The following is a 14,331-nucleotide window of genomic DNA, read 5'->3' on the forward strand; positions in this document are numbered from 1 at the left end:
GGGCGCGCGGAGCAGGGCGCCGAAGCCGCCTCCCAGCGCATCGACGACGCCCTTGGTCAGCACCGCGAACACCGCCAGCGACAAACCCGCCACCACCGCCAGCAGCACCGCCGCGGGCGGACGACCCGGCCACATCCGCGCGCCCGAGCTGTATGTCTGGATACCGACCGCACTGGCCGGGATGATCTTTCAGCAATCGTCATTCCGGGCCGGCGCATTGACAGCCTCGATGCCAACGGTGATCGTGGCCGAGCCGATCGTGGCATCGGCGCTTGGGGTAATCGTGCTGGGCGAGACCCTCCACGCCTCGGGCCCCAGGGCTTTCGCCCTGGTAGTCGCAGTGCTGGTGGTCATCGTCGCGACCTGGGCCTTGGCCCGCGGCAAGGCCGCCTCAATGGCCGCTCGCGCCGGAAGCGACACGAACACGACGGCCGAGCCTGAGCCGCCGTCGGACCGCTAGGCGGAGGCGCTACCGTCGTCCCGCCCGATTGGTGATGCGACGCCCGGTGACGCCGAGGTAGATGCTTATGAGGATGCACGCGAAGACGATGCCAACCAGGAAGGGAATGATCTTGAATCCGCCATTTTGGTTGGAGTAGCCCAGTTTGTAGGACACCCAGGTTCCAAGGAATGAGCCGAGTGCGCCCAATACCACAGTCATCACGACGCCGATGTTCTGCTTGCCGGGCATGATGAGCCTGGCCAGTCCGCCCACGACGAGTCCGACGAAGATGGCACCGATAATTGTCCCGATCACTTGAAACTCCTCTGGTAGCACAGGTCATCGCTTTGATGTGGAGAGAGAGATACCCGTTTCTTGGCCTGTTGAGCCCGCTAATCCCCGCAGGCGTCGAGGGCGATGCAGCCACATAGGGCTTACTTCGCGATCCGAGTCGACGACATCGACGCCGTGGCTTGCGGTCCAACGCGCGGAGGTAACAGTTCGCGGCCAACTTGCTGCGGCCCGAATAGCGCGTTTTTACCCGCTGACCGGGGGCTTTACTTCACAGCTGCTACATAAGTAGCGCATAGCCGCCACTACTGTTAACGGCTTCATCATTTGTCTCATGAGTGAAACATCTGAATCCCCCACTGTGCGGCACTCCACCGCCACTGCACCGGTCGCCGCCGAAGCGGCGGCGGCCTACCGGGCCCCGCGGGTCTTCCAACTCGCCGCGTGGGTCGCCATCGTCGCCGGCATCGTGTTCATCGTCGCGGTCATCTTCTTCACCGGCTTCATCCTCGGCCACCGCGGCGGCCATCACGGACACCACCACAAGCACCACCACGCGATGGTGCACCACCGTGGCCCCGGCGGCCCCGGCAACTTCGGCGGCCCGGGCGCACCGGGCGCGCCGGGCGGTCAGGGTGGTCAGGGCGGCCAGACCGGGCCGGGAGCCACCAGCACGGCGCCGGCTCCCTCGGGCGTGCGTCCCAGCGGCATGGCCCCGGGCCAGCTCCCGCCGTCGGTCCTGCACTCGGCGGCCGCGCTGGGACAGACCCCGAGCGTCATCGTGCTGACCAACTGAAACCCCCTCGCCAACCGTGGCCCGGCGCTCCACTCGAGCGCCGGGTCACCTGTCTTTTGCGGTAACCGGCCCCTAACCGCCGCATCTCGATTAACCACAATTTTGTCGGCGGGGCCTGTTAGGGACCGGGTGTGCGCGGCAATATGGCAAGGCATGAGCGAGACACCCGAAGAACGAGTTGAGCCCACCGCCGAGCCGACCCCAGCCGCACCGGTCACCGCGCCACCCCCGGACCGGGTGAGGCCGCCGCGGCTCTACACGGCGGCGGCCTGGGTGGTGATCGTCGCCGGCATCGTGTTCATCCTCTCCTCGCTGTTCTTCGTCGGTGCCTTCATCTGGAAGCACCAGCACCCCTGCCACCATCACCACGGCATGTTTCACCCCGGTGGCCCCGGACCGGGCAATGGGCCCTGGGGACCCGCTGGTCCCGGGCCGGGCAACGGACCTGGGCAGTACGGCGGTCCCGGCGGCGGCTACGGCCCGTGGTACGGCGGACCCGGTGGCCCGGGTGGACCCGACAACGGGCCGTGGGGATACGGCCCCGGGGGTCCCGGCTTGATCGTTCCGATGCCCCCGAGCGGTCCGGGCGGTCCCGGCGGGCCGCATGGCGGCCCGGGTGTCAGCGGCCCCGGACAACCGCCGGCCGTCAGCGCGCCCCCCGGTGCGCCGGCGCCGCGCCCGTGACGGCGCCCGCTGCACTCACGGCCTATTTCCAGCCCCAAATGGGTAAGGACCCGTAGTGGGCAACCGACGGTGTTGCTCAAAATTTTCTTGACCGGATCAAGAAAAGGGGAATACTCGGTTGCAGGCCGGAAGGCCCGGGTCGCGCACGGCGACGCCGAACCTGCTTGATGAGCAAGCGAATTCGGTGTCGCCGTGCGCGATCCGGGGCTCTGCGGCCTTCCGCCCGGTGACGAGGAGAGCGTAATGACGGAGCGTTTCACGACCAATGACGCCGGTATCGCTGCGCCGAGCGACGATCAGTCGCTGACGATCGGCCCAGACGGCCCGATTCTGCTGCAGGACCACTACCTGATCGAGCAGATGGCGATGTTCAACCGCGAGCGCATCCCGGAGCGCCAGCCACACGCCAAAGGCGGTGGCGCGTTTGGTCATTTCGAGGTGACCAACGACGTCAGCAAGTACACCAGGGCCGCGGTGTTCCAGCCCGGCACCAAAACCGACATGCTGGCCCGGTTTTCGACGGTCGCCGGTGAGCGCGGCAGCCCAGACACCTGGCGGGACCCGCGTGGCTTCGCGCTGAAGTTCTACACCACCGAAGGCAACTTCGATCTCGTCGGCAACAACACGCCGGTCTTCTTCATGCGCGACCCGTTGAAGTTCCAGCACTTCATCCGGTCCCAGAAGCGCTTGCAGGCAAGCAATGTGCGCGACCACAACATGCAGTGGGACTTCTGGAGCCTGTCCCCGGAATCGGCGCACCAGGTGACCTGGCTGATGGGCGACCGGGGGATCCCCAAGACCTGGCGCAACATGAACGGCTACAGCAGCCACACGTACAGCTGGATCAACGCCGCCGGCGAGATCTTCTGGGTGAAGTACCACTTCATCACCGATCAGGGCATCGAGTTCCTGACCCAGGAGGACGCCGACCGGCTGGCCGGTGAGGACGGCGACTACCACCAGCGCGACCTGTTCGAGTCGATCGAGCGCGGGGACTACCCGAGCTGGACACTGAAGATGCAGATCATGCCGTACGAGGAAGCCAAGGACTATCGGTTCAACCCGTTCGATCTGACCAAGGTGTGGCCGCACGGCGACTACCCGTTGATCGACGTCGGCAAGATGACGCTGAACCGCAACGTCACCGACTACCACGCCGAGATCGAGCAAGCGGCCTTCGAGCCGAACAACACCGTGCCCGGCACGGGGCTGAGCCCGGACAAAATGCTGCAGGCGCGCGGCTTTTCGTACTCGGACGCGCATCGGGCCCGGCTGGGGACCAACTACCGGCAGATCCCGGTCAACACCCCCAGAGTCGAGGTGAACAGCTATTCCAAAGACGGCGCCATGCGGATCAACAACGTGTCCGACCCCGTGTATGCGCCCAATTCCTACGGTGGTCCGCACGCCGATCCGGCCCGCGCCGCCGAGGTGCGCTGGCATGCCGACGGCGACATGGTCCGCTCGGCCTACACGCTGCACGCCGAGGACGACGACTGGGGACAGGCCGGCACCATGGTCCGCGAAGTTCTCGATGACGCGGCCAGGGAACGCTTGGCGCACAACATCATTGGTCACGTCTCCCAAGGCGTGAAGGAACCGGTGCTGTCGCGGGTGTTCGAGTACTGGCGCAATGTCGACCCCGACCTCGGCAAGAAGGTCGAGGAAGGCGTGCGGGGCAACGGGGGCTGACCGCTCGTCGGGTCGCCTGGCATGATCGCTGCATGACCACGCGGGTTACGCAGGTTGCCCAGACGCGCGGGGCCGCGGTCGTCGTCGGCCTGGCCTTGGCGGGCACCATCGCGGTTCCGGTCGCCGCCGCGCACCCGTCGGAGCCCGGCGTGGTGAATTACGCCGTCCTGGGCAGGGGGTCGGTCGGCAACATCGTCGGCGGACCCATGGGGTGGGAGTCGGTGTTCACCCAGCCCGGGCAAGGCGACTGGGTCGACCTTCCCGAGTGCAACAACTGGGCCGACATCGGCCTGCCCGAGGTGTACAACGATCCCGACCTGGCCTCGTTCAACGGGGCCGTCACCCAGACGTCGGCCACCGACCAGACGCACCTGGTGAAACAGGCCGTCGGGGTGTTCGCCACCAATGAGGCGGCGGCCCGGGCGTTTCATCGCGTGGTGGATCGAACCGTGGGCTGCTCGGGGCAGACCACCGCGATCCACTTGGACAATGGCAGCACCCAGGTGTGGTCGTTCGACGGCGGCCCGGCCGGCCCCGCCGACGAGAACTGGACCAAGCAGGAGGCGGGCACCGATCGCCGGTGCTTCGATCAAACCAGGCTGCGCGAAAACGTGTTGCTGCAGGCAAAGGTGTGCCAATCCGGCAATGCCGGACCCGCGGTCAACGTGCTAGCTGGGGCGATGCAGAACGCGCTGGGTCAATAATCGAGCGATTGGGTAACCGTGTTCCCCGAGCACGTCAAAGTGCGCAGAAGGGAATATGTCGGGGGCGTCTGATAGATGAAGCACTAGACGAAGTAGTGCCGATTATCGTTCGATTAGCTGCGCAGGGAAGCGGTCCGCAGGTGCGTGTTCAGGCTGCGGGGCCCGAAGGGATCGTGATATGACGTTCGCGCCGATCACCGCCGCGGCTTCGCGACCGGAGTCGCGGGCGGCCGGTGCCGACCCTGCCCCCGACCTGAGCATCGCCGAGCCGGCCGACTCGGCGGCCGTCGCGCAATACATCGCCGAAGGCTGTCTGGTGGACGCCCCGCTGGGCCGGGTGGGTCTGGAACTGGAGGCCCACTGCCACGACCCGGCCGACCCGCACCGCCGGCCGAGCTGGGATGAAATCGCCGACGTGCTCGCCGCGCTGCCCGCGATGCCGGGCGGTAGCAGGATCACCGTGGAACCGGGCGGCGCCGTCGAACTGTCCGGGCCGCCGGCCGACGGCGTGGCACCCGCCATCGACGCCATGCGCCGGGACCAGGCCGTGCTGCGGCCGGCGTTTGCTGAGGCCGGGCTGGGCCTGGTGTTCCTCGGCGCCGACCCGCTGCGGCCGCCCCAGCGCATCAATCCCGGCGCCCGGTACCGCGCCATGGAACGGTTCTTCGCTACCAGCCGCTCCGGGGAGGCGGGCGCGGCGATGATGACGTCCACCGCCTCGATCCAGGTCAACGTGGACGCCGGCCCGCGGGAGGGCTGGGCTGCGCGGGTGCGCCTGGCGCATGCCCTGGGGCCCACCATGATCGCGATCACCGCCAATTCGCCGATGCTGGTCGGCGACTTCACCGGCTGGGTGTCCAGCCGCCAGCGGGTGTGGGGCCGGATGGACTCGGCGCGCTGCGGGCCCATCCTGGGGGCCAGCGGCGACGACCCCGGCACCGACTGGGCGCGGTACGCCCTCAAGGCGCCGGTGATGTTGGTGCACAACCCCGACGCCGAGGCCGTCACCCATTGGGTGCCCTTTGCCGACTGGGTCGACGGCCGGGTGCTGCTCGGGGGTCGCCGTCCCAGCCTGGCCGACCTCGAATATCACCTCACCACGTTGTTCCCGCCGGTGCGCCCCAGGCAGTGGCTGGAGATCCGCTACCTGGACAGCGTGCCGGACCCGTTGTGGCCCGCCGTGGCGTTCACCCTGGTGGCCCTGCTCGACGACCCGGCCGCCGCCGACGTCGCGGCCGAGGCCGTCGAACCGGTGGCCACCGCCTGGGACACCGCGGCCCGGGTGGGACTGCGGGATCGGCGGCTGTACCGGGCGGCCAACGCCTGCGTGGCCATCGCCGCGGCGAAAGCGCCCGCGGAACTCGGCGATTCGATGCAGCGATTGGTCCGCATGGTCGAGCAGGGCCGATGTCCCGGCGACGATTTCGCCGACCAGGTGATCGAGCACGGCCTGGCCGCCACCGTGCGGTTACTGGCGCAAGGGGAGTTGTGACGTCACGAGAGACGATCGCCGACGACTTGGCGCGGACGCGGACGCGGACGTTGAGACTCGTCGAGTTCGACGACGCCGAACTCTGTCGGCAGTACGACCCGCTGATGAGCCCGCTGGTGTGGGACCTGGCGCACATCGGTCAGCAAGAAGAGCTGTGGCTGCTGCGGGGCGGGGATCCGGCCCGGCCGGGGATGTTGCCGCCGGCCGTCGAGGGGCTTTACGACGCCTTCGTGCATTCCCGCGCCAGCCGGGTCGATCTGCCGTTGCTGTCGCCGGACAAAGCGCGGGCCTATTGCCGGACCGTGCGATCCGCCGTGCTCGACGCGCTCGACGCGCTGCCCGACGACCCCGCCGGCGACGACGCGGCCTTCGTCTACGCGATGGTGGTCAGCCACGAAAACCAGCACGACGAGACCATGCTGCAGGCGTTGAACCTGCGCAGCGGCGCCCCGCTGTTGCGCGGCACGTCGACGCTGCCGGCGGGTAGGCCGGGGCTGGCGGGCACCTCGGTGCTGGTGCCCGGCGGCGAGTTCGTCCTCGGTGTGGACCCCGCCAGCGAACCGTACTCGCTGGACAACGAGCGCCCGGCCCACGTCGTCGACCTGCCCGCGTTCCGGATCGGCCGGGTCCCGGTCACCAACGGCGAATGGCGGCAGTTCGTCGACGACGGTGGCTACCACCAGCCCCGCTGGTGGTCCGAGCGCGGCTGGAGGCACCGGCAGGGCGCGGGTCTTGACGCGCCACAGTTCTGGAGTTCCGACGGCGTCACCCGCACCCGGTTCGGCCACGTCGAACACATCCCGGCCGACGAACCCGTCCAGCACGTCAGCTATTTCGAGGCCGAGGCGTACGCGGCCTGGGCCGGTGCCCGGCTGCCCACGGAGATGGAATGGGAGAAGGCCTGCACCTGGGATCCGTCCACCAACACCCGGCGCCGCTACCCCTGGGGTGAGCGCACACCGGACGAGGCGCTGGCCAACCTCGGCGGCGCGGCGTTGCGTCCCGCGCCGGTCGGCGCCTATCCCGCCGGCGCCTCCGCATACGGGGCCGAGCAGCTGCTCGGCGACGTCTGGGAGTGGACCAGCTCCCCGCTGCGGCCGTGGCCGGGTTTCGTCCCGATGCTCTACGAACGCTATTCACAGCCGTTCTTCGACGGCGACTACCGGGTGCTGCGCGGCGGCTCGTGGGCGGTCGAACCGGGCATCATGCGGCCGAGCTTTCGCAACTGGGACCACCCCTACCGGCGCCAGATCTTCTCCGGCGTCCGGTTGGCGTGGGACGTCCCCGACGCCGGGTCCGCCTGATGTGCCGGCACCTGGGCTGGCTGGGAACCGACGTCACCGTTTCCTCGCTGGTGCTCGACCCGCCATTCGGGCTGCGGGTTCAGTCCTATGCGCCGCGCCGCCAAAAGCACTGCCTGCTCAACGCCGACGGTTGGGGCGTGGGGTTTTTCGACACCGCCGCCGAAGCCGCACCAGGGCCCGGCGTGCCGCGCCGGTGGCGTAGCCAGGCGCCGCTCTGGGGTGACGTGTCGTTCGATTCCATCGCGCCCGCGCTGCGTAGCCACTGCGTGGTGGCCGCCGTGCGCTCGGCGACCGTCGGCATGCCGATCGAGGCCAGCGCGACCGCTCCGTTCACCGACGGCCAGTGGTTGTTGTCGCACAACGGAATCGTGGACCGAAGCGTGCTGCCCACGACGTCGTGGGCCGAATCGGTCTGTGACAGCGCCATATTGGCCGCGGTGATCTTCGAGCGCGGCCTCGACGCGCTGGGGCGGACCATCGTCGAGATCGGGGAAGCCGACCCGGGCGCCCGGCTGAACATCCTGGCCGCCAACGGCTCTCGCATGGTGGCGACGGCCTGGGGCGACACACTGTGCATCCTGCGCCGCCCCGACGGTGTGGTGCTGGCCAGTGAACCCTATGACAACGACTCCGACTGGGAGGACGTTTCGGACCGTCACCTTGTCGAAGTCACTGCCGACGGCGTCACGATGACGCCGCTGGACCAGTCGAGAGGATCTTGATGACGCTGTCGCTGTCGAACCACCTGGCCGCCGACTCGGCGTACCACGCGTTGCGCCGTGACGTGCTCGACGGCCTGCAGAAGACGCCAAAGTCGCTGCCACCCAAGTGGTTCTACGATGCGGTGGGCAGCGAGCTGTTCGACCAAATCACCCGGCTGCCCGAGTACTACCCGACCCGCGCCGAGGCGGAGATCCTGCGCGCGAGGGCGGCCGAAGTGGCGTCGGTGAGCGAGGCCGACACGCTGGTGGAGCTGGGCAGCGGCACGTCGGAGAAGACCCGGCTGTTGCTGGACGCCCTGCGCGAGCGTGGCTCGCTACGCAGGTTCGTCCCGTTCGACGTCGACGCCAGCATCCTGTCGACGGCCGCCGCGGCCATCGCGCAAGAATACGCCGGGGTCGAAATCAAGGCCGTCTGCGGTGACTTCGAAGAGCACCTGACAAAGATCCCCGAAGGCGGGCGACGGCTGTTCGTATTCCTGGGGTCGACGATCGGCAACCTCACGCCCGGGCCGCGCGCGGAGTTCCTCGCCGCCCTGTCCGCGCAGCTGCGGCCCGGCGACAGCCTGCTACTGGGCACGGACCTGGTCAAGGACACCGAGCGACTCGTGCGCGCCTACGACGATGCCGCCGGGGTGACGGCGGCGTTCAACCGCAACGTGCTCGCGGTGGTCAATCGGGAACTCGACGCGGATTTCGACGTCGACGCCTACCGGCACGTGGCCCGGTGGAACGCGGCGGAGGAACGCATCGAGATGTGGTTGCGGTCCGACCGTCGCCAGCGGGTGCGGGTCGGCGCGCTCGAGCTGACCGTCGACTTCGAGGCCGGCGAGGAGATGCTCACCGAGGTATCGTGTAAGTTCCACTCCGACAAGGTGACTGACGAGCTGGCCGCCGCGGGGTTGCGCCGCACCCGGTGGTGGACCGACGCGGCGGGCGACTTCGGGTTGTCGTTGGCCGTGAAGTGACCGGCAGCAACGTGCTGGCCGACCAGTGGCGGTCAGCCCGCCCGCCAATGGCCGGACTGCACCTGGACAACGCGGCCTGTTCACGGCAGAGCCTGGCGGTGATCGAGGCCACCGCGCAGCACGCTCGCAACGAATCCGAAGTCGGCGGCTACGTCGCGGCGGAGGCCGCCACACCGGTGCTCGACGCCGGACGCGCGGCGTTCGCCGCGCTGGCCGGAATGCCCGACGCCGAGGTTGTTTTCACCACCGGCTCGCTGAACGCCCTGGATCTGCTGCTGGGCGCCTGGCCGACCGAGCGACGAAAGGTGGCGTGCCTGCCCGGCGAATACGGGCCCAACCTGGCGATGCTGGCCGCCCACGGATTCGACCGGCAGCTGCTACCGACGCTCGAAGACGGCCGGGTCGCGCTTGACGAGGCGGCGCTGGCGCTGGACACCGACCCGCCGGACCTGGTGCATCTGACCGCGGTGGCCAGTCATCGCGGTGTGGTGCAACCGGTTTCGATGGTGGCCCAACTGTGCCGGGAATTGGGGCTGCCGCTCGTCGTCGACGCGGCGCAGGCGCTGGGCCAGGTGGACTGCGCGGTGGGCGCCGACGCGACCTACTCCTCGTCGCGCAAGTGGATCGCCGGCCCGCGCGGTGTCGGTATCCTCGCGGTGCGCCGCGAGCTGATGGAAAGCCTGCACCCCAGGCTGGGCGCGCCGCAGTGGGCCAGCAAGGACGGCGCACCGACGGTGGCCGAACAATTGGAATTCGGCGAAGCGAATGTGGCCGCGCGGGTGGGGTTTTCGCTGGCGCTGGGCGAGCACCTGGCGTATGGGCCGCAGGCGGTGCGTGCGCGGCTGGCCGAGCTGGGTGGACTGAGCCGCACCATACTGTCCGATGTCGCCGGGTGGACGGTGGTCGAAGAGGTCGAAGAACCCAGTGCCATCACCACTTTGGCGCCGAACGACGGCGCCGACCCGCAAGCGGTGCGGGCCTGGCTACTCGCCGAGCGACGGATCCTGACCACCTTCGCCGGCGTGCAACGGGCGCCGCTGGAGCTCACCGGACCCGTGCTGCGGATCTCACCGCACGTGGACACCACGGCCGCCGACCTCGAGACGTTCGCCGAGGCGCTCATCGCCGCCACCGCGGCGACCGCAAACGGCTAACCGGCTTTGTGTGCGGTCAGCAAGTAGGCCGGCATCTTGCGCCGGCCCTTCTCGTCGAGTTCATGCTGCGGAAATTCGAACGGCGCGTCGGGGATGTTGACCGGGTTGGACAGGATGAAAGCGGGGCGAACCTCGTCGATCTCCCAGTATTTGCTCACCGCGGCGCGCAGTTCGTCCTCGTCGACCTCGTTGGGCTTGGTTTCCAACTCGGCGGGGAAGGCGCCCTTGGCGAACACCAGGATGAACAGGTTCGCCCCCGGGGCGGCGGCCCGGTGTATCGACCTCAGGTAGCCGTCGCGGCCCTCCACCGGCAGCGAGTGGAACAGCGTGCTGTCCACCACCGTGGAGAACCGTCCGTCGTAGCCGGAGAACGACGTGATGTCGGCCTGCACGAAGCTGGCCGTGGTCAGGCCGCGCTCTTCGGCGGACTTGGTGGCCGCCGCGACGGCGGTCGGCGTGAGGTCGACCCCGACCACGGTGTACCCCTGGGCGGCCAGCGCCAGGGAAAGCTCGGCGACCCCGCAACCGGCATCCAGCACGTCGCTGCGGAATCTGCCGGCCGCGACCAGCGCCGCCAGTTCCGGTTGCGGCTCGCCGATGTTCCACGGCGGCGGACCCTCGAAGTGGGCCTGCTCCCGATAGGCGCTGTCCCAGTCCATCACTTGATCAGATGACATGGGTTTCAACCTACTCCCAGGTGTGCACCGGCTCATTGGCATGCATGTGATCGCAGTAGCGGCGCAGCATTTCGGCCAGCGCCGCGGGCCTGCTCATGCCGCCGTCCTGCAGCGCCCGCACGGTGGACACCTGCCAGCTGGCACCGTTGCGCCCCGTTCGCGCCCGGCCCTCGATCACCCCGAGGAACCGGTCGCGCACCTCGGCGTCGACGCCCCAGCGCTGCAGACCCTCGTCGGCGATCGGCAGCAGTGTGTCGAGCACCAGGTCGCGTGCGCTCACCTCACCCACTCGGGGCCAGTGCAGCCGCGCGTCGATGCCGGAGCGCGCCGACGCCAGGAAATTGGCTTCTGCCACACCGAAATCCATGTGCTGCCACAGCGGATCGTCGGCTTCGGACAGGCTGCGCAGCACCCCGTAGAAGAAGGCCGAGTTCGCCAGCATGTCGACGACGGTCGGCCCGGCCGGCAACACCCGGTTCTCCAGTCGCAGATGGGGGCGACCGTCGACCACGTCGTAGACCGGGCGGTTCCACCGGTAGACCGTCCCGTTGTGCAGGCGCAGTTCGGCGAGCTGCGGGATGCGTCCGGCGGCCAGCTCGGCCACCGGATCCTCATCGGAGACCTCGGGCAGCAGGGACGGGAAGTAGCGGATGTTCTCTCGGTAGAGGTCCAGGATCGAATCGATCCACTGTTCGCCGAACCACACTCGCGGGCGCACGCCTTGGGCTTTCAGCTCCTCGGGCCTGGTGTCGGTGGACTGGGTGAACAGCTCGATGCGGGTTTCCGCCCACAGCAGGTGCCCGAAGAAGAAGGGCGAGTTGGCGCCCAGCGCCAGCTGGGGGCCGGCCACGATCTGCGCCGCATTCCAGTTGGCGGCGAACGTTTCCGGCGCCAACTGTAGATGCAATTGCATGCTGGTGCAGGCTGATTCGGGAGCGATCGTGGCGGTGTGCCAGCTCAGCGGTTCCGGACCGGAAATGTCGATGGGAATGTCTTCACCGCGGGCGGTGAAGATCGAGTCGTTCAGCGCGGCGTAGCGGGTGGATTCGCTCATCCAGCCGTGGTCGAGGTGTTCGGGCATCAGCGTGGGCAGGATGCCGATCATGACGATGTGGGCGCCGCCCGCCGCGCCCGCCCTGGCCTGCGCGTCGTTCAGGCTGGCCCGCACCTCGGCCTCGAGATCGAGCCCGGAGTGCCCGGGCAGCGCGTGTGGCGGGACGTTGAATTCGATGTTGTAGGCGCCTAATTCGGTCTGATAGGCCGGGTCACCGATGGCGTCCAGCACGTGACGATTGGACATCGCCGGCTGGTAGTCGGCGTCGACGAGGTTGCACTCGATCTCCATGCCCGTGAGCGGTTGCTCGGACTCGAAGCATGACCGGGCGAGCATCGTCTCGAAGACATCCACGCACAGCTGTACCTTGCGCCGGTATTCCCGCCGTTGTGCGCTGTCGTACGTGGTGCGCTTGACCTCTTCGCCCACACCGCAGATGCAACAGGGTTACCGCGCGTAACGCAAGCTCCCACGAGTCGCGGTTCCCGTCTCGTTCGTCCGGCGGGTAGACCATGATGGTCTTCGACGCAACAGTGTTCCGGGGTGAAGGAGAGCAGTTGGCCGAGTTCGCCGAGTTCGTCGCCGCCATCGACCAGGGCACCACCAGCACTCGCTGCATGATCTTCGATCACGACGGTGCCGAGGTGGCTCGCCATCAACTCGAGCACGAGCAGATCCTGCCCCGCGCCGGCTGGGTGGAGCACGACCCGGTGGAGATCTGGGAACGCACCTCCTCGGTGCTGACGTCGGTGTTGAACCGGGCCAACCTCAGTACCAAAAACATTGCGGCGCTGGGCATCACGAATCAGCGCGAGACGACGCTGGTGTGGAACCGCAAGACCGGACGGCCCTATTACAACGCGATCGTCTGGCAGGACACCCGCACCGACCGCATTGCCTCGGCGGTCGAACGCGACGGTCGCGGCGACGTGATTCGCCGCAAGGCGGGCCTGCCCCCGGCCACCTATTTCTCCGGCGGCAAGCTGCAATGGATTCTGGACAACGTCGACGGGGTGCGTGAGGCCGCCGAGAGCGGCGACGCGCTGTTCGGCACCACCGACACCTGGGTGCTGTGGAACCTGACCGGGGGTCCGCGCGGCGGCGTGCACGCCACCGACGTGACCAACGCCAGCCGGACCATGCTGATGAACCTGGAGACGCTGGACTGGGACGACGAGTTGCTGTCGTTCTTCTCCGTGCCCCGTGCGATGTTGCCGAAGATCGGGCCGTCGTCGTCCCCGCAGCCCTATGGCGTGACGACCGAGACCGGGCCGGCCGGCGGTGAGGTGCCGATCGCCGGGATGCTCGGCGATCAGCACGCGGCGATGGTGGGCCAGGTGTGCCTGTCCGAAGGGGAAGCCAAAAACACCTACGGCACCGGGAATTTCCTGCTGCTCAACACCGGCGAGACGATCGTGCGGTCCGACAACGGCCTGCTGACCACCGTCTGCTATCAGTTCGGGGACGCCAAACCGGTGTACGCGCTCGAGGGTTCGATCGCGGTCACCGGGGCGGCCGTGCAGTGGCTGCGCGATCAGTTGGGCATCATCAGCGGAGCCGCCCAAAGCGAATCGCTGGCACGTCAGGTCGATGACAACGGCGGGGTCTATTTCGTACCCGCGTTTTCCGGATTGTTCGCGCCGTACTGGCGATCCGACGCGCGCGGCGCGATCGTCGGGCTGTCGCGGTTCAACACCAACGCGCATCTTGCGCGCGCCACCCTGGAGGCGATCTGTTACCAGAGTCGTGACGTGGTGGACGCCATGGCGGCGGATTCCGGTGTGCGCCTTGACGTTTTGAAGGTCGACGGGGGCATCACCGGCAACGACCTGTGCATGCAGATCCAGGCCGACGTGCTGGGGGTGGACGTGGTACGGCCGGTCGTCGCCGAGACCACCGCGCTGGGCGCTGCCTACGCGGCCGGCTTGGCGGTGGGGTTCTGGGCCGACCCGGCCGATCTGCGGGCCAACTGGCAAGAGGGCAGGCGGTGGGAGCCGGCGTGGAACGACGAGCAGCGCGCCGCCGGTTATGCGGGCTGGCGCAAAGCCGTGCAGCGGACCCTGGATTGGGTCTCCGTAACCTGAGGGGTCACGTGACGTGACCCGATCCAGGGCCCGCTCAGCGGCACTCAGTCTTCGCCGAGGATGCCGTAGATCTCACGCCGCGCATTGTTGAGGATCTCGACGATGCGCTGCTGCTGTTCGGCGGACGCGGTGTGGGCGGACTGCCCGACCGCGCCGAACAACTGGCCTACCGCCGCCCGCAGATTCAGGTGCCCCGGGTCGGCGCCTTCGGTGATCTCGTCCCACGGCGGGGTCTCGATCTTCTCCGCCGCCGTGCGGCCCTGCTCGGTC

Annotated in this window: 13 protein-coding genes and 3 pseudogenes; 11 read left to right on the forward strand and 5 right to left on the reverse strand. The window is 68.4% G+C overall.

Features of this window, described 5'->3' with window-relative positions; all coding sequences use genetic code 11:
- Positions 1-114: pseudogene (locus A5659_RS28575) on the reverse strand (hypothetical protein); the annotation flags it as partial.
- A 49-nt stretch (positions 115-163) separates the two neighbouring features.
- Here A5659_RS28575 and A5659_RS28200 point away from each other — a divergent pair.
- Positions 164-460 (forward strand): annotated as a pseudogene (locus tag A5659_RS28200) (DMT family transporter); the annotation flags it as partial.
- Positions 461-469: 9 nt separating this feature from the next.
- Here the strand turns inward: A5659_RS28200 and A5659_RS16885 are convergent.
- The gene (locus A5659_RS16885; RefSeq protein WP_066868338.1) at positions 470-757 is read right to left on the reverse strand and encodes a GlsB/YeaQ/YmgE family stress response membrane protein; all 288 of its coding nucleotides are present in this window, start codon (positions 755-757) and stop codon (positions 470-472) included.
- Between the two features lie 337 nt (positions 758-1,094).
- On the opposite strand from A5659_RS16885, the gene A5659_RS16890 reads away from it, so the two are divergent.
- The 9 genes from A5659_RS16890 (at position 1,095) to egtE (ending at position 10,246) form a co-directional block, all read left to right on the forward strand.
- On the forward strand, positions 1,095-1,529 hold the full coding sequence (locus A5659_RS16890) for a hypothetical protein (protein WP_197498043.1): 435 nt from the start codon (positions 1,095-1,097) through the stop codon (positions 1,527-1,529).
- A 153-nt stretch (positions 1,530-1,682) separates the two neighbouring features.
- Positions 1,683-2,213 carry a hypothetical protein gene (locus tag A5659_RS16895; RefSeq protein ID WP_067140274.1) on the forward strand — a complete coding sequence of 177 codons (531 nt, stop codon included), beginning with the start codon at positions 1,683-1,685 and terminating at the stop codon, positions 2,211-2,213.
- Positions 2,214-2,456: 243 nt separating this feature from the next.
- On the forward strand, positions 2,457-3,905 hold the full coding sequence (locus A5659_RS16900) for a catalase (RefSeq protein ID WP_066868376.1): 1,449 nt from the start codon (positions 2,457-2,459) through the stop codon (positions 3,903-3,905).
- Positions 3,906-3,937: 32 nt separating this feature from the next.
- Positions 3,938-4,609: a sensor domain-containing protein gene (locus A5659_RS16905; protein WP_067182767.1), complete on the forward strand. Its 672-nt coding sequence runs from the start codon at positions 3,938-3,940 to the stop codon at positions 4,607-4,609.
- Between the two features lie 178 nt (positions 4,610-4,787).
- Entirely contained in the window at positions 4,788-6,101 is a 1,314-nt protein-coding gene (egtA, locus tag A5659_RS16910; RefSeq protein WP_067182777.1) for an ergothioneine biosynthesis glutamate--cysteine ligase EgtA, read from the forward strand.
- Positions 6,098-7,405 carry an ergothioneine biosynthesis protein EgtB gene (gene egtB, locus A5659_RS16915; protein WP_067182780.1) on the forward strand — a complete coding sequence of 436 codons (1,308 nt, stop codon included), beginning with the start codon at positions 6,098-6,100 and terminating at the stop codon, positions 7,403-7,405. Before egtA ends, egtB begins: the two co-directional genes overlap by 4 nt.
- Positions 7,405-8,127, forward strand: a complete 723-nt coding sequence (egtC, locus tag A5659_RS16920) for an ergothioneine biosynthesis protein EgtC (RefSeq protein ID WP_066868350.1) — start codon at positions 7,405-7,407, stop codon at positions 8,125-8,127. Before egtB ends, egtC begins: the two co-directional genes overlap by 1 nt.
- Positions 8,127-9,092 carry an L-histidine N(alpha)-methyltransferase gene (egtD, locus tag A5659_RS16925; RefSeq protein ID WP_066868352.1) on the forward strand — a complete coding sequence of 322 codons (966 nt, stop codon included), beginning with the start codon at positions 8,127-8,129 and terminating at the stop codon, positions 9,090-9,092. The genes egtC and egtD overlap by 1 nt, the downstream gene beginning before the upstream one ends.
- Positions 9,093-9,139: 47 nt before the next feature.
- Positions 9,140-10,246, forward strand: coding sequence for an ergothioneine biosynthesis PLP-dependent enzyme EgtE (egtE, locus tag A5659_RS16930; protein ID WP_231997856.1), 1,107 nt, complete (start codon positions 9,140-9,142; stop codon positions 10,244-10,246).
- Here egtE and A5659_RS16935 read toward each other — a convergent pair.
- Together A5659_RS16935 and A5659_RS16940 are read right to left on the reverse strand one after the other, a co-directional pair.
- On the reverse strand, positions 10,243-10,923 hold the full coding sequence (locus A5659_RS16935) for a class I SAM-dependent methyltransferase (protein ID WP_067140289.1): 681 nt from the start codon (positions 10,921-10,923) through the stop codon (positions 10,243-10,245). The genes egtE and A5659_RS16935 overlap by 4 nt on opposite strands.
- 10 nt (positions 10,924-10,933) lie before the next feature.
- Positions 10,934-12,406: a glutamate--cysteine ligase gene (locus A5659_RS16940; RefSeq protein ID WP_066868358.1), complete on the reverse strand. Its 1,473-nt coding sequence runs from the start codon at positions 12,404-12,406 to the stop codon at positions 10,934-10,936.
- 86 nt (positions 12,407-12,492) lie between these two features.
- Here A5659_RS16940 and glpK point away from each other — a divergent pair, with 86 nt between their 5' ends.
- A complete protein-coding gene (glpK, locus tag A5659_RS16945) occupies positions 12,493-14,061 on the forward strand; it encodes a glycerol kinase GlpK (protein ID WP_156749054.1) in 1,569 nt (522 codons plus the stop codon).
- A 44-nt stretch (positions 14,062-14,105) separates the two neighbouring features.
- Here glpK and A5659_RS16950 read toward each other — a convergent pair.
- Positions 14,106-14,331, reverse strand: a pseudogene (locus tag A5659_RS16950) (PadR family transcriptional regulator); the annotation flags it as partial.

The organism is Mycobacterium sp. 1165196.3, from assembly GCF_001673415.1.
Classification (GTDB): domain Bacteria; phylum Actinomycetota; class Actinomycetes; order Mycobacteriales; family Mycobacteriaceae; genus Mycobacterium; species Mycobacterium europaeum_A.

Coding starts and splice junctions, on each gene's coding strand:
- egtA (WP_067182777.1), top strand. CDS start 4,788: ATGACGTTCGCGCCGATCACCGCCGCGGCTTCGCGACCGGAGTCGCGG.
- A5659_RS16905 (WP_067182767.1), top strand. CDS start 3,938: ATGACCACGCGGGTTACGCAGGTTGCCCAGACGCGCGGGGCCGCGGTC.
- egtD (WP_066868352.1), top strand. CDS start 8,127: ATGACGCTGTCGCTGTCGAACCACCTGGCCGCCGACTCGGCGTACCAC.
- A5659_RS16900 (WP_066868376.1), top strand. CDS start 2,457: ATGACGGAGCGTTTCACGACCAATGACGCCGGTATCGCTGCGCCGAGC.
- egtE (WP_231997856.1), top strand. CDS start 9,140: ATGGCCGGACTGCACCTGGACAACGCGGCCTGTTCACGGCAGAGCCTG.
- egtC (WP_066868350.1), top strand. CDS start 7,405: ATGTGCCGGCACCTGGGCTGGCTGGGAACCGACGTCACCGTTTCCTCG.
- A5659_RS16895 (WP_067140274.1), top strand. CDS start 1,683: ATGAGCGAGACACCCGAAGAACGAGTTGAGCCCACCGCCGAGCCGACC.
- A5659_RS16935 (WP_067140289.1), bottom strand. CDS start 10,923: ATGTCATCTGATCAAGTGATGGACTGGGACAGCGCCTATCGGGAGCAG.
- glpK (WP_156749054.1), top strand. CDS start 12,493: ATGGTCTTCGACGCAACAGTGTTCCGGGGTGAAGGAGAGCAGTTGGCC.